This window comes from Peribacillus sp. NPDC096447 (genome assembly GCF_044762725.1).
In the GTDB taxonomy this organism is placed as follows: Bacteria; Bacillota; Bacilli; order Bacillales; family DSM-1321; genus Peribacillus.
Window position 1 is genome coordinate 251,798 of the sequence record NZ_JBIWEV010000006.1, and the last position, 17,744, is coordinate 269,541.

The 17,744-nt window shown below is 40.8% G+C and carries 17 protein-coding genes; 14 read left to right on the forward strand and 3 right to left on the reverse strand.

From position 1 onward, the window contains the following. The first annotated feature begins 263 nt into the window (after positions 1-263). The 12 genes from ACIQZD_RS20880 to ACIQZD_RS20935 all read left to right on the forward strand — a co-directional run bounded on the left by ACIQZD_RS20880 (position 264) and on the right by ACIQZD_RS20935 (position 11,582). Entirely contained in the window at positions 264-1,613 is a 1,350-nt protein-coding gene (locus tag ACIQZD_RS20880) for an FAD-binding oxidoreductase (RefSeq protein ID WP_402906030.1), read from the forward strand. A 764-nt stretch (positions 1,614-2,377) separates the two neighbouring features. Next, positions 2,378-3,289, forward strand: coding sequence for a LysR family transcriptional regulator (locus tag ACIQZD_RS20885; RefSeq protein ID WP_402906032.1), 912 nt, complete (start codon positions 2,378-2,380; stop codon positions 3,287-3,289). 133 nt (positions 3,290-3,422) lie between these two features. Next, entirely contained in the window at positions 3,423-4,445 is a 1,023-nt protein-coding gene (locus ACIQZD_RS20890) for an LLM class flavin-dependent oxidoreductase (RefSeq protein WP_402906034.1), read from the forward strand. 74 nt (positions 4,446-4,519) lie between these two features. Beyond that, positions 4,520-5,854, forward strand: a complete 1,335-nt coding sequence (locus tag ACIQZD_RS20895) for an LLM class flavin-dependent oxidoreductase (RefSeq protein ID WP_402906036.1) — start codon at positions 4,520-4,522, stop codon at positions 5,852-5,854. A 16-nt stretch (positions 5,855-5,870) separates the two neighbouring features. Beyond that, on the forward strand, positions 5,871-6,161 hold the full coding sequence (locus ACIQZD_RS20900; protein WP_402906038.1) for a glutaredoxin family protein: 291 nt from the start codon (positions 5,871-5,873) through the stop codon (positions 6,159-6,161). Positions 6,162-6,277: 116 nt separating this feature from the next. Beyond that, positions 6,278-6,811: a GNAT family N-acetyltransferase gene (locus ACIQZD_RS20905; RefSeq protein ID WP_402906040.1), complete on the forward strand. Its 534-nt coding sequence runs from the start codon at positions 6,278-6,280 to the stop codon at positions 6,809-6,811. Positions 6,812-6,831: 20 nt separating this feature from the next. Continuing rightward, positions 6,832-7,656, forward strand: a complete 825-nt coding sequence (locus ACIQZD_RS20910; protein ID WP_402906042.1) for an amino acid ABC transporter substrate-binding protein — start codon at positions 6,832-6,834, stop codon at positions 7,654-7,656. A gap of 32 nt (positions 7,657-7,688) precedes the next feature. Next, positions 7,689-8,396, forward strand: a complete 708-nt coding sequence (locus ACIQZD_RS20915) for an amino acid ABC transporter permease (RefSeq protein ID WP_402906044.1) — start codon at positions 7,689-7,691, stop codon at positions 8,394-8,396. Between the two features lie 19 nt (positions 8,397-8,415). Beyond that, positions 8,416-9,126, forward strand: a complete 711-nt coding sequence (locus ACIQZD_RS20920) for an amino acid ABC transporter permease (protein WP_402906046.1) — start codon at positions 8,416-8,418, stop codon at positions 9,124-9,126. Next, positions 9,123-9,893, forward strand: coding sequence for an amino acid ABC transporter ATP-binding protein (locus ACIQZD_RS20925; protein ID WP_402906048.1), 771 nt, complete (start codon positions 9,123-9,125; stop codon positions 9,891-9,893). Before ACIQZD_RS20920 ends, ACIQZD_RS20925 begins: the two co-directional genes overlap by 4 nt. A 22-nt stretch (positions 9,894-9,915) precedes the next feature. Further along, complete coding sequence (locus ACIQZD_RS20930; RefSeq protein WP_402906050.1) at positions 9,916-10,425, forward strand: GNAT family N-acetyltransferase; 510 nt, start codon at positions 9,916-9,918, stop codon at positions 10,423-10,425. Between the two features lie 14 nt (positions 10,426-10,439). Then, a complete protein-coding gene (locus ACIQZD_RS20935) occupies positions 10,440-11,582 on the forward strand; it encodes an amidohydrolase (RefSeq protein ID WP_402906052.1) in 1,143 nt (380 codons plus the stop codon). A gap of 411 nt (positions 11,583-11,993) precedes the next feature. Here ACIQZD_RS20935 and bioA read toward each other — a convergent pair whose 3' ends face one another. The 3 genes from bioA to ACIQZD_RS20950 are packed head-to-tail and all read right to left on the reverse strand — an operon-like array spanning position 11,994 to position 14,643. Further along, positions 11,994-13,376, reverse strand: coding sequence for an adenosylmethionine--8-amino-7-oxononanoate transaminase (bioA, locus tag ACIQZD_RS20940; protein ID WP_402906054.1), 1,383 nt, complete (start codon positions 13,374-13,376; stop codon positions 11,994-11,996). Next, positions 13,373-14,080, reverse strand: coding sequence for a dethiobiotin synthase (gene bioD, locus ACIQZD_RS20945; RefSeq protein ID WP_402906056.1), 708 nt, complete (start codon positions 14,078-14,080; stop codon positions 13,373-13,375). Before bioD ends, bioA begins: the two co-directional genes overlap by 4 nt. Continuing rightward, entirely contained in the window at positions 14,059-14,643 is a 585-nt protein-coding gene (locus tag ACIQZD_RS20950) for a biotin transporter BioY (protein WP_402906058.1), read from the reverse strand. Before ACIQZD_RS20950 ends, bioD begins: the two co-directional genes overlap by 22 nt. Before the next feature lie 500 nt (positions 14,644-15,143). Here ACIQZD_RS20950 and bioB point away from each other — a divergent pair, with 500 nt between their 5' ends. Next, positions 15,144-16,127 carry a biotin synthase BioB gene (gene bioB / locus ACIQZD_RS20955; protein ID WP_352925191.1) on the forward strand — a complete coding sequence of 328 codons (984 nt, stop codon included), beginning with the start codon at positions 15,144-15,146 and terminating at the stop codon, positions 16,125-16,127. Between the two features lie 915 nt (positions 16,128-17,042). Next, positions 17,043-17,741: a polysaccharide deacetylase family protein gene (locus ACIQZD_RS20960; protein WP_402906257.1), complete on the forward strand. Its 699-nt coding sequence runs from the start codon at positions 17,043-17,045 to the stop codon at positions 17,739-17,741. Positions 17,742-17,744: the final 3 nt, after the last annotated feature.

Below are 17,744 nucleotides of genomic sequence, written 5' to 3' on the forward strand. Positions count from 1 at the left end.
AGCCCTTCTCTTAATTCGAGAAGGGCTTTTTTTGTCTTTGGGAATTGTTGGAATTCACGAGTAAACAGGCGGAATTCACGATTAAAGCTGCGAAACTCGAGTAAATCAGCGGAATTCACGAGTAAACAAGTGAAACTCACGAGTAAAGCTAATTAGACCCCGTAACAAGGGATGCCAGAAGTGGGACACTTATGGAATGTGTCTTCCTGTCAGATTTTTTCATAGGATGTAACATCATCTTTACCCGAGGAAGGGGTTATATTTTGGAAAGAACAAAGCTTACCGGACGGGTCGTTACACCTAATGATGCTGAGTATGAGCATGCCAGGATAAATAATAACTTAAGTTTTTCTAAATTCCCAAAGGTCATTGTGTTTTGTCAAAATTCCAATGATGTGTTGAATTCATTGAAGTGGGCCCGGGAAAATCATACACCTTTCCGGGTTAGGAGCGGCAGGCATAGTTATGAAAATTTTTCATTAGTGAATGGCGGTCTAATCATTGATATAAGTGAAATGTATAATATCAAGGTCAACCGTGAAAAAATGATTGCAAAAATCGATGCCGGAGCTGATTTAGGTAAAGTATATAATACGCTATGGAAGTATGGCACGACGATTCCGGCTGGGACCGAAAGCGGTGTTGGTCTTGTAGGCCTTACGCTCGGCGGTGGAATAGGTATGTTATCAAGACACTTTGGCCTTACTTGTGACAATTTGCTTGAAATAGAAATGGTAAGGGCGTGCGGAAAGAGGGGCGCCAAACTCATTAAAGCAAATAGGAAAATTAATAGTGATTTATTTTGGGCATGCTGCGGGGGAGGAGGTGGAAACTTTGGCATAGTCACTTCTCTTACCTTTCGGGTACACCCCGTTTCAAGGGTATCGGTTTTCTCTGTCACATGGGGATGGGAAGATTTTGAAGCGGTGTTTGAAGCCTGGCAGGATTGGGCCCCTCAAGTTGAAGAGTGTTTAACTTCAGAAATCGAATTCAAGTCAAAGGAAGTAAACCAAATTATCGCTCAAGGTGAATTTGTTGGGCCATCATATAGGTTGCAGCAGCTTCTAAAGCCTTTGACGAGAGCAGGTTCTCCAACAAATATCATGATAAAGGAAGTCCCGTACATTGATGCTGTGCAATTCTTTAATGATCCAAGTGGAAATCGACCGGCCCATCGCAAGCGGTCGGGGTCTTTCATTGAAAAACCTTTTCAACGGCAAGCAATCTTGACGATGAAGCATTTTCTGGAAAACGCTCCAAATGAAAATGCAGCCATTTGGCACCAATCCCTAGGAGGGGCAGCTGGCCGTGTGGCCCCAAGTGAAACGGCTTTTTATTATCGGGACGCCATCATCGCCCAGGAGTATCTGGCTACATGGACGGATCCAGAAGAAGAGCGGCAAAACATCCAGTGGATCAAAGAACTTAAATGCGCTTTGTCACCATATACTACAGGTGACTACGTGAATTGGCCGGATATCCTCATCGAAGATTGGCCAACTGCGTACTATGGAGAAAATTTCAAGCGGCTTCGGGAAGTGAAAACGAGATATGATCCATACAATACGTTTAAATTCCCTCAAAGTATACCGCCTTTTAAGAAGTGGGTCTGAAAAAGCTTGGATCCACCAAAAACATCCGTTACCAAAAGGCCTATTCCCAATTGGGATATAGGCCTCTTTATTTTCATTTCCCCCAAATCATTCTGCTTGCTGAGCTTGTACTGCACTGTAAACCTGATTTACGGAAGACTGGGCTTGTACGATTTCTTGAGCTGCTTGTTTAATGGCTTCTTGGGCCAAAGTTGGATCAGAGGAAGATTTTTCAATTGCTTGTGAAAGTAAGGTTTGTGTTAGGGTAACGTTTGCTTTTGCTGGTTTAATTGATTGATATCAATTTGTTGTTGAGGCATGTAGCTTCTCTCCTTATGTCATTATTGGAATTACTTCATTAGGATGACCTTTCTTTTCTTTTTTTAAGGGGGAAAATATATAACGCAGACAGGATGGGCAGCTTGGAAAAGTTTTGAAACAGCCAAAAAAGTCCATATAAATAAACTATGCAAAATTTATGGACAATACAAATTCTTGAAAAAGCTACACCCTTAGGATTGAAAACGGGCAGAAAGAGAATGAAATTATTATTTTTAATTAATTAGAATAGGTTCCTAATATCATGTTGTATGAAATCGCAATAAATATATCGTGACTTGTTGGTTGTTCAGTAATTAAATTGCACTTTACTTATTGGTTTTATAAGATTAAAATCGGAGAAAGAATTATTATAAGATATGAGCTGATTGGACAACCAAAAGCTCCTGAACGCGATAAGCGAACAGGAGCTTTTTGCGTTCATTTTGGAAAAAGGAGTTGGCAAGATGAATATTGATCATATTGAGGCTTTTATGTATGTTGTTCACCTTAATAGTTTTCATAAAGCCGCAGAGGCAATGTTTTTAACACAGCCAACGGTTTCGGCAAGAATTAAGACGCTTGAGAGTGAACTCGATTCAGTACTATTTGAGAGGCAAGGGAGAGGGATTATTTTAACCGAAAAAGGGAAAGCCTTCATTCCATTTGCGGATCAAATTATTCGGACCTTTCACCAGGGGAAAAAGCAGTTAAAAACAGGAAGTGAGTTAGAGGAAATAACGATAGGGGCTAATATCATTACATCGCAATACTTTATTCCATATGCTCTTCCTCTATGGAAAAAGGAAAACCCCAATTTACGCTTTAAATTTATTTCAGCAACAAATGATGTATTAGTGGAAAAATTGCTTCAGAAACAGGTTGATATAGCATTTATGAAGGATGTTACACATAATGGTCTGCAAAATTACAAGACCCTTGATAATTCGATTCGTTTAGTCGTGTATCCAGGACATCCATTTCATCTCCATACTGAGCTGACAGTGCAGGAATTAGCAATGGAGCCGTTGGTATTTTTTGAGTGCGGTGCGTTTGACTGGAACCACGTTCATAAAATTTTTGAAATATCTAATGTAGAGCCGTGCATTGAATTTCAAGTTGATCACCTGGAAGTGGCGAAGTCGCTAATTCTTAGCAGAAGCTGTATCGGATTTTTACCGTACTTATGTATTAAAAAAGAGTTAGAACAGGGAACTTTGGTTGAAGTGGATGTATCACATTTAATCAAGATAAAGCAGCACATCTATTTAACGCATTTAAATCAAGGGATGGAACCTCCTTTATTATGGAATGACATTCTTTTATCAATTCAAAAATTTGAGAAAGACCATCAGCAATTACAGATACAATCCAATTGATAGATATTTTCTATCAATATGATATTTTTTTCTATTAGTTAAAACATTGCCATTAGCATGTTTTAGGTGATAGGATAAGTCAAAATATAATTATTCGCATAAGTAAACTTTGAATTAAAACGGAGGAGAGAATATGAGTTATAAGCTTGGCATTTTAGACCAGAGCCCGATATTTCCAGGCGCTTCTGCATATGATGCACTTCAGCAAACGATTAATCTGGCTAGACATGCAGAAGAGTGGGGTTATACCCGTTTCTGGGTTTCGGAACATCATTATGCCGAACAGCTAGCGGGGTCCTCCCCGGAAGTATTGATTTCTTATTTATTAGCCCAAACAAAAACGATTCGGGTAGGTTCCGGAGGTGTTATGCTTCAGCATTATAGTCCATATAAAGTGGCGGAAAACTTTCACGTGTTATCAAATCTTTCGCCAGGCAGGGTAGACCTTGGCATCGGAAAGGCACCAGGTGGCCTCCCCTTATCAACGAAGGCGCTACAGTTTGGAACTGTGAATGATGGAAAAGATTTCGAAGAGCGGTTATCTTTCTTGCAAAAAATAATCGAAAATTCAGTTAATGAAACTCACCCGCTTGCAGGCATTCAAGCGACACCACTCCCTCTCAAAAAGCCAAAGATGTTTCTGCTTGGTGCAAGTGCTGACAGTGCCAGGCTAGCAGCCGATCTTGGTATAGCTTATGTATTTGCTCGATTTATCAATAGTAATGAGGCTGTACTCGAAGAAGCTTCACGCATTTACCAAAGTATCTTTCCAACTGGGAGCTTTAAGGTATCGGTTTCAGTGATTGCTGCTTCTTCACAACAGGAAGCAGAACAGTTAACAGGTGATCAGAAGATTGTGAAAGTTCATCTCAAAAGCGGTCGTTCTGTTACGGTCCAAACACTGGTGCAAGCAGAGTTATTTGGGAAGCAATCTGGGGAGTCTTATGAAATTGAAGAACAGGATTCCAATATTATTGCTGGAACTCCCTCTTATGTAAAAGAAGTCTTAGCAAATTTACATGAAAAGTACGGGGTAGATGAGTTTATCCTACATTCGCCGATTTTAAAGGAAGCAGAAAGGTTCCGATCTTTTCGATTGTTGAGTCCACTTCAATTAGCCTTATCTGATGAGGAACCCGTTACGAGCCAAAATTAAAAAGTCTTCAGTAATTAGGGAAGATCCTAGATGTCAGCAAAGCTAAATATCGATTAATTAAAGGAGGAGTATTGATGTCTGAGCAGAGAAAGTTGAAATTTGGAGCGCTTATTCACGGAGTTGGAGGAAGTATATCTGGTTGGAGACATCCTGATATTCAGGCAGATGCCAGTGTTAGTCTTGAATTTTATAAGGAGCAGGCCCAGAAGGCTGAAGAGGGAAAGTTCGATTTACTTTTCATTGCTGACGGATTGTTTATCAATGAGAAGTCAATTCCGCATTTTTTAAATCGCTTTGAACCACTTACCATTTTATCCGCACTCGCTGCTTTCACATCAAGAATAGGGCTAGTCGGAACAGTTTCCACCTCATACAGTGAGCCATTTACTGTAGCTCGGCAATTTGCTTCACTTGATCACATTAGTCAAGGTCGTGGCGGATGGAACCTAGTTACTACTCCTCTTGAGAGTACGGCCTTGAACTATAACAAAACGATTGAAGAACACCCTGATCATGCCAAACGCTATCGGATAGCATCAGAATATATACAAGTTACCAAAGGACTTTGGGATTCATGGGAGGATGACGCGTTTACTCGGGATAAAGATTCCGGTGAGTTTTTTGATCCTTCTAAAATGCATCAATTAAAACATAAAGGAGAATTTTTCTCGGTGCAAGGACCACTCAACATTGCTAGATCTAAACAGGGGAGACCTGTCGTTTTTCAAGCAGGTTCATCAGAAGCTGGAAAAAATCTTGCGGCTAAAGAAGCGGATGCAATCTTTACAGGTCAACCAACTTTGGAAGATGCCAAGATTTTTTATCAAGATGTAAAAAACAGGGCTATCGCATTCGGGAGAAATCCTGATGAAATTGTTATTCTGCCGGGTATTGCGCCAATCATTGGTGCAACTGAGGAAGAGGCAGAGCACAAATATCAAGAACTCGCTAACCTGGTTTCTATAGATAAGGCGCTTGACTATTTGGGACGATACTTCGATCATCATGATTTTTCCCAATATGAACTGGATGCACCTTTCCCCGATCTCGGAGACATTGGAAAAAACAGTTTCCGAAGTACGACTGATCGAATTAAACAGGAAGCCAAGGATAAACAGTTAACGCTCCGTCAAGTAGCACTTAAAGAAACTACACCCCGGACCTCTTTTATTGGAACTCCAGAGAAAGTGGCGGATTTGATTCAGCAATGGTTCGAAGAGAAGGGTGCGGACGGATTTATCTTTGCTTCAAGTGTTCCCAATGCTTTAAGTGACTTTGTATTCTATGTGATTCCTATCCTTCAAAAAAGGGGAATATATCGTACTGAATATGAAGCCGAAACATTAAGAGGCAACTTGGGGCTTCCATTCCCGGAAAATCGTTATGCGAAAGAAAAGATTAACCAATAAGAAGGAGGAATACGACATGGGAGAAGCGCTAAATGTTGTCGTTTGGTCAAAACAAGGATGTCATTATTGCGAAGAGGTTAAACAATACTTAAAAGAAAAGGACATTGCTTATCAAACGGTGGATGTTACCGATCATGATGAACGGAGAGAAATTTTAGAAATCAAATATGGTGTTCGGTATGTACCTATTATTGAAATTGGGCGAGGTAACGTATATGAGAGTGTTACGGAAATTGGCATACCCTATCTTGAAAAAGTACTCGAACGCTTTCAAAAACAAAATTTAGCGGGCTTAAGAAGAAGTTGACTTATCCTTAAATGGAAATGATCATGATGAACCAGAGCTAGAACGAGTGAAAAATTGTTGATTTAAATCCGACTATTCTTGTGAAAATAATAAGTTATAGAAACGGGGAATTAATCATGACACAGCTAATCCGTCTTGCCACTGTAAAAGATGCTCCAGAAGTGCTGAACGTTACACTTCGGGCTTATGAACCAATTAGGGAATTGAATATTAACTTTCTGGCTGCGACAGCTGATTTGCAGTTAGTGACGAATAATATTAGGCGGAATCTTACTTATGTTTTAGAACAGGACGGCCAAATTGTTTCCACTGTGACAGTTCGTCATCCATGGAATGATCCTGATCAGTTCAGTCCGTACCCTTTCATTTGGTGGTTTGCAGTCGACCCCCTATACAAACAAAAAGGTTTTGGCTCGACTTTGTTAACCTGGGTGGAAGAAAACGCACTTCGGAAACAGGTGAAAGCGCCGGCCGTCTATTTGGCGACAGCTGATCGTCATCCTTGGCTTGTTTCCATTTATGAAAGAAGAGGCTATGAGATTTTTGCTGAACGAGATCACGATGGAGAAAAAATTGTGTATCTTCGTAAAATTCTAGATGAAACGTTGTATCGCATTATTGAAAATAAAGAACCAATTGTTAGTAATTAAAAACGTCGGGGGAATTTGAGATGAAAAAAACATTATTAATAGTTATGGCACTGCTATTTACTTTTTTGGGAGCTTGCTCTTCGAAAGAAACAACGAGTACAGCAACGTCAAGTTCTGGAGATTCAAAAGATAAAAAAGTTCAGAAAATCATTGTCGGAACTGGGACACAATTCCCTAATATTTGCTTTTTGGATAGTAATGGTAAGCTGACAGGGTATGATGTCGAGTTGGTTCGTCAAATCGATGAAAAGCTGCCTGAATATGAATTTGAATTTAAAACGATGGAATTTTCTAATCTATTATTAAGTTTAGAAACGAACAAAATAGATTTTGTTGCTCACCAAATGGAGGTGAATGATGAACGAGAAGAAAAATTTCTATTTAATAAAGAACCATATAATGTCTTTCCGCTCCAAGTCACAGTTCATCAGGACAACAATGATATTCATTCCATTAAAGATCTAAAAGGAAAAAAAGCGATAGTGAGTGCTACGAGCAATTCTGCTGTTTTTCTTGAAAAGTATAATAAAGAAAATAATGCCGGTATTGAAATTGTCTATTCTGGCCAAGGCGTAGATGATACGAAGAATCAAATCAAAACTGGTCGGGCGGATGCTACCATTACTACACCATTCGCAGTCGACTTCTTAAATAAACAAGCAGATGCACAGCAAAAGGTGGTGGGTGAGCCACTTCTTAATTCAAAAGTATACTTTTTGCTAAGAAAAGACGAAACGCCTTTACAGAAGAGAATTGATGAAGCACTTGTGGAGCTGAAAAAAGATGGGGTAGTTAGCGAATTAAGTAAAAAGTGGCTGGGCGCAGACTATTCAGTAGGATTTTAATTAGATAGTAGTAAGCGCGGAGGTGCTAAAGCATGGGGAAAGCATTTGATCCTTCATTAATCGTCGATTTCATTCCGACGTTAATATATTATCTTGGAGTAACATTGCAAATTCTGGCAGCATCCGTTTTATTAGGAATGGTCATCGGGATAGCGGCAGCCATCCTGAGATTATTTCGTATCCCTGTTTTGAATCAATTAGTCATTTTGTATATTTCATTCATACGGGGAACTCCGATTTTAATACAATTATTTCTAGTTTTTTACGGACTGCCTGCAATCCTTTTATTCATTAATATTGATATTTCCAGAATGGATGCTCTGTATTTTGTCATTATTGCTTATGCAGTAAGTAATGGGGCGCATTTCGCAGAAATATTCCGCGGAGCGATTAAGGCTGTCGATTATGGGCAAACGGAAGCAGCCTATTCTGTTGGTATGAATAATAGTCAAAGCTTTTTTCGAATTGTGCTTCCTCAGGCAATAGGGATTGCTTTTCCGAATATCGCAAACTCTATTATCGGATCCTTGAAGGATACCTCACTTGCCTTTACCATCGGCGTAATGGATATGATGGGCAGGGGAGAGACATTAATTGCTGCAACTGCACATGCTCTCGAAGTCTATCTCTCTTTAGCTGTTATCTATTATGCAGTCGTGCTATTGTTTGAGAAAATATTCAGACTTTATGAGAATCGCATTAATCGGCATCAAACTGTTGATGTGTCTGTTACTGGATAACAAAGGAGGAGAGAAGGACATGACGATTGATATTCTATTCATTTGGACTGCTTTTAAGGAGATTATTAAAGCACTTCCGATCACACTTATCTTAACGATTCTTCCTCTTCTTGCAGGTTTTATTATCGGTCTCGCTGTTGCCTTGATTCGGATATATGAAGTGAAATTTCTATGTAGAGTTGCAAATGGATATGTTTCCTTCTTTAGAGGAACACCAATTATCATGCACATAATGCTCATTTATTTCGGCTTTCCATTATTAATAGACCAAATTTCTAAAAAGTTTGACTTGGGTATTCAATCCAATTCCATTCCGATCATTTTATTTGTCTTAACCGCCTTATCGTTGAGTGCGGGTGCCTATTTATCAGAAATATTCAGATCGGGAATTATCAGTGTCTCCAATGGCCAAATGGAGGCAGCCTATTCCGTGGGTATGAATTCGTTTCAAGCCATGACGCGAATTGTTTTGCCACAGGCCATTGCTCAGTCCATCCCGAATTTCACGAATATTTTCATTGGATTCTTGCATACGTCATCCATTGCTTTCATTGTATCGCAAAAAGAAATGACAGGAGCAGCCAACATAGTTGCATCCACCAATTTGAAATTTTTGGAGTCTTTCATCGCTGCTGGTTTAATTTATTGGGGTCTCACAATCATTGCAGAGGGGCTTTCGTTTTTAATTGAGAAAAAGGCCACTGCCTATAATCGAGGAGGAGTACAATGATTTATTTAAAAGATATAAAAAAATCATTTAACCAGCAGCCCGTTTTAAAAGGAATTAATCTGAAAATAGGCAAGGGAGAAGTGGTTACCATTCTTGGACCAAGTGGATCTGGGAAAACGACCCTGCTTAGGTGCTTGAACTTTCTGGAGAAACCAGATGAGGGAATTGTTCAAGTGGGGGATATACAGGTGAAGTCTAAGAAGGCGACCAACAGGGAAATCTTATCCCTTAGAAGACAATCGGCAATGGTTTTTCAGCATTATAATTTATTTGCTCATAAAACTGTTTTGGAGAATGTAATGGAAGGGTTAATTGTTACAAAAAAACATAAGAAAGCTGAAGCGAAACAGGAAAGCGAGTTGTTATTGAAAAAAGTAGGTTTGGGAGATAAGCATAACTATTTCCCTTCGCAATTGTCAGGAGGTCAACAGCAACGTGTTGGAATTGCCAGGGCACTTGCTTTAAATCCGGAGGTCATTTTATTTGACGAACCAACATCGGCACTCGATCCTGAGTTGGTTGGGGAGGTGCTTTCTGTGATAAAAGCAATTGCACAGGAAGGCATAACCATGGTGATTGTAACCCATGAAATGAGTTTTGCTAAAGAGATATCGGATCGCGTTCTTTTCATGGATGGAGGGGTCATTGTAGAAGAGGGGTCACCATTGGAGATTTTCAATGCCCCAAAGGAAGAGCGAACAAGGCAATTTTTAAACCGGATATCAAGAGATTTTTCCGTACCGTTTTTAGAAGAAAGGGCCAATTAAAGGAAGGGCAAAAGGAGGACGTATGATTAATACAATCGTAATCGAGGAATTGATTGAAGAAGATAAAGAGACGGTTCGCCGCTTATTGGTAGAAAGTTATCAACAATATGAACATGAATATTCGAACCCGGAAGCTTGGGAAGGATATTTAAAAAATATTGAATCCTCGGTGGATAATCCACATGTTGATAAGGTGTTGGTTGCAAAGTGCAATCAGGATATCCTTGGTACATTACAGCTTTTTCAGTCATCTGAAAAAGCATATGAAAAGCCGGAACTTGGGATTTTTTCACCAATCATTCGGTTGTTGGCTGTTCATCCCGAATCAAGGGGACGCGGTATCGCACAGGAATTATTAAAAGCTAGTGTAAATTATGCAAAATCGCAAGGTGCGTCAAGTTTGTATCTACATTCTACTGATAAGATGCATAAAGCCATTAAACTATATGAATGGTTTGGCTTTAAAAGGGATCGAACGAAAGAATTTCAAAATCATGATATTTTAGTAAAATGCTATCGCTTAGATTTATAGAAGGAGGCGACTGTATGAGTCGAGAGCTGGAAAAGCGCTTAATATCGATACGGCGCTATTTACATCAATATCCGGAGTTATCGAATGAAGAATTTAAAACGACAAAATCGATACAAACGTGGCTCGAGGAAGAGGGCATTGAAATCCGTCATACAAGATTGAAAACAGGTGTTTTTGCAGATATAAAGGGTGGCAAGCCCGGACCGACAGTAGCCATTAGGGCGGATATCGATGCTCTTCCGATTGAGGAACGAACCGGGCTTCCATTTGCTTCAAAAGTAAAAGGAGTGATGCATGCTTGCGGCCATGATTTTCATACGGCAGCTGCAATAGGTGCTGCCTACCTTTTAAAAGACTGTCAATCGGAGTTGTGCGGGACAGTGCGATTGCTTTTTCAACCCGCAGAAGAATTAGGCGGCGGAGCGGTGCATGTGATAAAAGATGGTCAAATTGACGATGTAGCGGCTGTGATTGGGCTGCACAATAAACCCAATTTGCCTGTCGGCACCATTGGCATAAAAGCTGGTCCGTTAATGGCGGCAGTGGACCGTTTTCATATTGTTCTACAAGGGAAGGGGAGCCACGCGGCCATTCCTCAAAACGGAAAAGATCCAATAGCGGCAGCGGCTCAGCTTATTACCGCTCTTCAAACTATCGTCAGCCGGAATGTATCCCCATTAGATTGTGCTGTGGTGAGTGTTACGAGAATAACAGGTGGAAACACTTGGAATGTAATTCCGGGTGACGTCATATTGGAAGGAACGATTCGAACCTTTAATGCTGAAATCCGCGAAGAAGTAAAGAATAAGTTTTATTCGATTGTGAATCATATCGCCGCTGCATTTTCACAGGAAGCTGCGATTGGTTGGTTTCCTGGCCCCCCCGCGCTTCTTAATCATCCAGCTGTCACAGAGATGGTACGCGTGTCTGCTCGGCAGCAATCATTACACGTAATCAATCCAGAGCCTTCAATGGGTGGTGAAGATTTCGCTTATTACCTTCAACATATCCCCGGTACCTTTGCCTTTTTTGGTACAAACGGAAACGAAGATTGGCATCATCCAGCTTTTACTGTTGATGAAAAATCCATTATTAAAGCCGCTCATTTTTTATCTGAAAGTGCCAAGGATTTATTATATAAACATGGTAAGTGGTGAATATACATGACTAAGGTGCCAGACACGATCTAAACTGGTTCGTGCATAGCACCCTAGTTGTCGTATTTCCAAAAATATCGGTTCAAATTTCAAGGCATGAATCCTCGCTCACAAGCAATAATCCTCAGAGAGTTTCTAGGCACAAATTAATTATTCAGATATCGGCTTCTGTGTTGTGAAGCTCCGTCAATGACTTGCGGTGTTATGAAAAATTAGAATCCAAAAAACGCTTTGTTAATGAAGGAATATAAGTATATAAAACTTCCTCAGATTCAACACCTTCTTTTCTTGGATAGCCAAAGTTGTGTAATATCTTCGGTATATGGACAATTTCTGATATCTTTCCTTACGAAGTCCTTTACAAAGAATAGAAAGAACCGGATGAGCGCTGCCCTTCCGGTTCTTTGTGTATCAGTTAGCTGTTGGAATCAACCCTTTATGAATGGAGACTTCCTTAATGGCACGGTAGACGGTTTGGACCATGAAATCGAGTTCCTTTTCTGACATGGAAAGGATCGGCATCATCGTGATGACTGGACCAAGTTCCCGAATGATCAGGCCATTTTCCCGTGCTGTATGGATGATTCCGGAAACGACATTCTCTTGGAGGGTGAACGTTTCTTTTGTTTGGCGGTCTTTAACGATTTCCACTCCAATCATGAAGCCGCGCTGGCGGATATCGCCGACTATCGGGAGTTCGTATAGCGTTTGCAGTCTTTGTGATAGATATTTAGATTTTTTCTGGATGTCTTTAATGAGATTGCGGCTTTCCATTAGCTCGATATTCTTCAAGGCCAGTGCACAGGCTAGCTGATTTCCTGTATAAGTGTGGCCGTGATAGAAAGTTTTATGTTCTTCTCTTTCCCCCAAAAAGGATTGAAAGATTTGCTCGGTCATGATGGTGGCTGCGAGTGGCATATATCCCCCAGTGATCCCTTTGCCCATGCACATGATATCAGGGACGACATCTTCCTGTTCGCAGGCAAACATTGTACCGGTGCGACCGAATCCTACGGCCACCTCGTCACAAATTAAGAGGATATTGTACTTTTTGCATAATTGTTCGACCTCTTTCAAAAAGCCTTGGGGATGGGTTATGATGCCTGCTGCTCCCTGCACAAGCGGCTCGATGATCAATCCTGCAATTTCCTCTGATTGTTTCTGCAGTAACTTCTCCAGTTCCGTCAAGCAATGGTTTTTCACGGCTTCTTGATCTCCATACTCAGTCATGTGATAGGCATATGGTGAAGGAGCGGAAATCCGTTGAAATAAGAGGGGCTTAAAGATTCTATGGTATAGATCCATGCCGCCCACACTCACAGCTCCGACAGTATCACCGTGGTATGCTTCGTCAAGTGAGACGAATTTGTTTTTATTCTGATGCTTGACGGGATCGATATTCTGCCAATATTGATAAGCGACTTTAAGGGCGATTTCAACTGCGGCAGATCCCGTGTCGGAGTAGAAGACTTTCGATAAAGAACCAGGAGTGATCTCGGCCAGTTTTTTTGCCAGTAGGATCGATGGTACATTTGCAGATCCCAGCAGCGTGGAGTGTGCGACTTTATTCACTTGTTCAATAAGGGCGCCGTTTAATTCCGGTTCGTTATGCCCGTGCACGTTCACCCATAATGAAGCATAGCCGTCGAGATAGCGTTTGCCATCAACATCAATCAGGTAGCTGCCTTCGCCGCGCTCGATGATCAGCGGTTTGCTTTCCCGATACGTTTTCATTTGTGTGAACGGATGCCATACATATTCCTTATCCCATTGTTCTAAATCCTGACTGTTCATGCTTTGAACACCTCTTTCAGTTGTTGGGTATAATCTTGATCACTAAGTAAATCAAGGATGCAGATCCTCAAGTCTTTTCTGACATCGGCCAGTGTTGGGATGCAGGCGAGGCCATTAAGCCCAGTCAGCTTTTCAATGGTTTCGATATTGTCTTGATGAATCCGATCTTCCGGCCGGAAATGATTATACAAAATGGTTTTCACGTTTATATCGTGGACTTGGGCATAAGAATGGGTCGTCACGACATCATGAATCGCCCCTAAACCGCTTGTGGATACGAAGAGGACAGGCATGCCGCAATCCTTTATGAAATCCGCCGTCATATAGAAACCTTCCGTTCGTTCAATAAGCGGCACAGCCAATCCGCCAGCGCCCTCGACTAATACGATGTCATACATTTCCTCAAGTTCATGAACCCTTTCCACGACTTTCTTCTCATCGATAAGACTGCCGGTTAATTTAATCGCCAAATGTGGGGAGGTTTCCGGTTTCAGTGTGTAAAACCCTGAATCCTTTACACCGAGTTCCTGCTCAAACCAAGATATATCCGGGTATGTATGATTTTCCTCATTGATTCCAGTTTGGAATGGTTTGAATATCGTGACGCTTTTTCCCAATGTTTGAAGAGACAGATAGAGTGCACTCGTGACGATGGTCTTTCCAATATCCGTGCCAGTTCCGGTTATAAAGTAGGCTTGGCCCATGGATGATTCAGCTCCTTTACGTTTATATATCTTGCAATGCGCGGACGTACTTGTTGAATGATGACAGCACATAGAATGCACAGTAGTAGATCACCGGGTACAGGTAATAAGAAGCCGTAAAGAATCGTTTGGTTGATTGAAAGCGGCGTTTCCACAATCCACTTCATCGCACCATACAGCCAGATGCAGCCGAAAAGGTAAACTGTCAGCAAAGAGGCGGCATTAGCAAAGAATATGGAACGAATCGTGGAGAGGGAAAACCGGTTGATCAGCCATCCATTTACATAGGCTCCCAGTATATATCCGAGCAAATAGCCGAATGTAGGTTTGAATATATAGCCGAATCCCCCGCCTTCAGCAAACACGGGCACCCCGATAAGTCCAATCAAGACGTAGCATAACTGACTGAGCATTCCAAGCCGGGGCCCCAATAATGCGCCTGCCAAATAGACTGCCAGAATTTGCAGTGTAAATGGTATGTAAGGGATAGGTATCTTAATAAAGGCGCCAATGGCAGTTAACGCGGTAAAAAGGGCTACATAGGAAATCGTCCTTGCTTTCAAGTTTTTAACCTCCTTTTATGAAAGTGCTGGCAAAATGCCCACTATTAGTTTGCCTGATTTCCATTTTATATGTCAACTAATTTATTAGTTAGTTAACATATAAAAGGCCAGCTTTATCGGGATTAAAGGGCAGACTAGGAAAATATTGAAAAAAGACCATTGAATAATATTTTGTTAGTATGTTATTATTCTATCGATATGTTAACTTAAAATATTTTAGGTTAACAAATTTATTTGAATCGCCAGGCAGTATTGATACTGCTAAATGTTAAGTGCTGCCCATTGTGGTTGATGGTGCACATGTGACCAATTGGTTGGAAGGGAAAGTGGATTGGAGATGGAGACACTCACGGTTGGAGCATCAGGTGGATATATTGCAGGCAGCTGGTCTTTATTTACCAGACCGGGTTATGCTCCTTTTCTAGGAATTGCATAGCCAAGGAATCCATAAACCAGCGATTCGGCACACAATAAAGAAAAGAGGGATAGGTTTGGAAACAATGGTAAGGGACTGGAAGATGTTAGCGGAGAACGTTATCAAAGGATATAAAGTGACGGAGGAAGAGGCATTATCCATCGTACAAGCCCCAGATGAAGAGGTTTTGGAAATTTTGAATGCGGCCTACCTCATACGCAAGCATCATTATGGGAAAAAAGTTAAATTGAATATGATCATCAATACGAAATCAGGATTATGTCCCGAAGATTGCGGCTACTGCTCGCAGTCGATCGTGTCGGAAGCCCCGATCGATAAATATGCTTGGCTGACGAAAGAAAAGATTGTCGAGGGAGCGCAAGAATCAATTCGTCGCAAAGCGGGTACTTATTGCATCGTTGCGTCTGGCCGTCGTCCGACCAACAGGGAAATCGATCATGTCATTGAAGCGGTAAAAGAAATCCGCGAAACGACGGATCTTAAAATCTGCTGCTGTTTAGGTTTCCTGAATGAGGAACATGCGGGCAAACTAGCGGAAGCAGGCGTTCATCGCTACAACCACAATTTGAATACATCACAGGAAAACTACAGCAAAATTACATCGACGCATACATATGAAGACCGGGTAGATACAGTCGAAGCTGTGAAAGAAGCCGGAATGTCCCCATGTTCCGGTGCCATTTTCGGTATGGGGGAATCTGAGTCGGAAGCGGTGGAAATCGCCCTATCCTTACGCAGCCTTGATGCAGATTCCATTCCTTGTAATTTTCTCAATGCAATTGACGGAACGCCGCTTGAGGGAACTTCCGAGTTGACCCCCACTAAATGCCTGAAATTGATTTCGATGATGAGATTTGTTAATCCGAGTAAAGAAATCCGTCTGGCCGGCGGTCGTGAGGTCAATCTCCGTTCCATGCAGCCCATGGCACTTTATGCAGCCAATTCCATCTTCGTCGGCGATTATTTAACGACAGCTGGTCAAGAACCCACAGCGGATTGGGGAATCATCGAAGACCTGGGATTCGAAATTGAAGAATGTGCCCTTTGATAAAGAAGTTAAGGAAAACAATATGGATTTAAAAAAACACCCTTAGGGTGTTTTTTTCAGTTTGTCGGCAAAAGGAAGATCCAATTGCGGTCGAAAAAAGTGCGTGGAGGGTCGAATAAAGTACGTTTTAGGTCGAATAGATTAGAGAATGGTCGAATAAAGAGCATGGAAGGTCGAATAGATTCGAGAATGGTCGAATAAATTGCGTGGAAGGTCGAATAAATTCGAGAACGGTCGAATAAAGTGCGTGGACGGCCGCAAAAAGAGCGGTGATGGATGAAAAAATCGTGAACGGCAAAAAATGCTCCGGATGATAAAAATTGGAACGTTTTTAAAAGAAAAAACTACAGGCAAACTGGCTTTTCTTCGAATTTTTCTACAGTCTGAAACAACTTTTAATTAAGTCGTTCCAGTTTTTTCAGAAAAATGGGGTTCGGAAAGGTCCCATCCCAACCATGATTATAAAAAAGACTAGAGTACCCTTCAGGTTTTTTTACAGTAATCCATATTGGATTGAAGAAATTTGCGACACTCCTGCCGAATAACTGGCTAGCCAAGACCCCACAGCCGCTTGCGGTGAGGAGGTTTGGCAGGCAGTCGACGGAAAGGGAGCGGATTCCTGAAATCAACTCAAACGGTTTTAAAAGAAAAAAACTGCAGGCTAACTGCCCTAATTCAAATTTTTTTCTGGGTTTATTACTTTGCAGTAAGCGGGCTAGTGGTCAGTAAAATTTTACAAAAATAAAAAAATGAAAGATAAGTGAAAATAATGAAAAAAAAATGCTAAATTGTAAGAAGAGGTTTTTTAATGAATTACCTGAATACGATAAAATTTGCTGCATTGTGGTAAATGAATTTGATATAGGGAAAGAATCAGTATTGGTAATATCAATAATGAGAGGATAGTTTTGTGTGATGCATATATGGCTGATTAGTTTTATTATTTTATTATTGCTATTAATATTTTATACTATTATCCCAACGGTGCTTATTCGTGTATGCAGTCTGGGAATAACCAAAAAAATCAATTCGAATAATGGGATTGCGCTAACTTTCGATGATGGCCCAAACCCTGAATATACGGTGAAATTGCTTGATCTTTTAAAAGAGTATGAGATAAAGGCCACATTTTTTGTTGTTGGCAGTAAGGTGAATAGTAATCCTGAGATTATTAAAAGAATGCATGAAGAGGGACATACTATAGGGATCCACCATTATCATCATGTTTCAAGTTGGGTCCTATCACCAATTCATCTACGGAAACAGTTGGAAATGACTGAAAAGGCGATAAATGAAGTTACGAATGAAAAGGTTGTTTTTTATAGACCTCCATGGGGCCATTTTAATATGTTCACCCCACTTTTCAGTAAGAAATATAGAGTGGTGATGTGGTCCGGCATCTTTGGGGATTGGAAAGTTGAAAATTGCAAAAATACTTTGCTTGATCAACTGCGAAGCACTTCGACAGAAGGTTCCATCCTGTTGCTTCATGACTGTGGTGAAACATTGGGAGCGGATAAAGAAGCACCAGGCTATATGATTGAAATGTTAAAAATTCACCTACAGGAGAGTAAGGAAAAAGGAACACACTTTATTACTTTAAAAGACTTATAACTA

Excerpts from the sequence above, each read along its gene's own strand:
- ACIQZD_RS20890 (WP_402906034.1), top strand. The coding sequence starts at position 3,423 with ATGAGTTATAAGCTTGGCATTTTAGACCAGAGCCCGATATTTCCAGGC.
- ACIQZD_RS20915 (WP_402906044.1), top strand. The coding sequence starts at position 7,689 with ATGGGGAAAGCATTTGATCCTTCATTAATCGTCGATTTCATTCCGACG.
- bioD (WP_402906056.1), bottom strand. The coding sequence starts at position 14,080 with ATGGGCCAAGCCTACTTTATAACCGGAACTGGCACGGATATTGGAAAG.
- ACIQZD_RS20920 (WP_402906046.1), top strand. The coding sequence starts at position 8,416 with ATGACGATTGATATTCTATTCATTTGGACTGCTTTTAAGGAGATTATT.
- ACIQZD_RS20910 (WP_402906042.1), top strand. The coding sequence starts at position 6,832 with ATGAAAAAAACATTATTAATAGTTATGGCACTGCTATTTACTTTTTTG.
- ACIQZD_RS20925 (WP_402906048.1), top strand. The coding sequence starts at position 9,123 with ATGATTTATTTAAAAGATATAAAAAAATCATTTAACCAGCAGCCCGTT.
- ACIQZD_RS20930 (WP_402906050.1), top strand. The coding sequence starts at position 9,916 with ATGATTAATACAATCGTAATCGAGGAATTGATTGAAGAAGATAAAGAG.
- ACIQZD_RS20885 (WP_402906032.1), top strand. The coding sequence starts at position 2,378 with ATGAATATTGATCATATTGAGGCTTTTATGTATGTTGTTCACCTTAAT.
- ACIQZD_RS20960 (WP_402906257.1), top strand. The coding sequence starts at position 17,043 with ATGCATATATGGCTGATTAGTTTTATTATTTTATTATTGCTATTAATA.
- bioB (WP_352925191.1), top strand. The coding sequence starts at position 15,144 with ATGGTAAGGGACTGGAAGATGTTAGCGGAGAACGTTATCAAAGGATAT.
- bioA (WP_402906054.1), bottom strand. The coding sequence starts at position 13,376 with ATGAACAGTCAGGATTTAGAACAATGGGATAAGGAATATGTATGGCAT.
- ACIQZD_RS20935 (WP_402906052.1), top strand. The coding sequence starts at position 10,440 with ATGAGTCGAGAGCTGGAAAAGCGCTTAATATCGATACGGCGCTATTTA.
- ACIQZD_RS20905 (WP_402906040.1), top strand. The coding sequence starts at position 6,278 with ATGACACAGCTAATCCGTCTTGCCACTGTAAAAGATGCTCCAGAAGTG.
- ACIQZD_RS20895 (WP_402906036.1), top strand. The coding sequence starts at position 4,520 with ATGTCTGAGCAGAGAAAGTTGAAATTTGGAGCGCTTATTCACGGAGTT.
- ACIQZD_RS20900 (WP_402906038.1), top strand. The coding sequence starts at position 5,871 with ATGGGAGAAGCGCTAAATGTTGTCGTTTGGTCAAAACAAGGATGTCAT.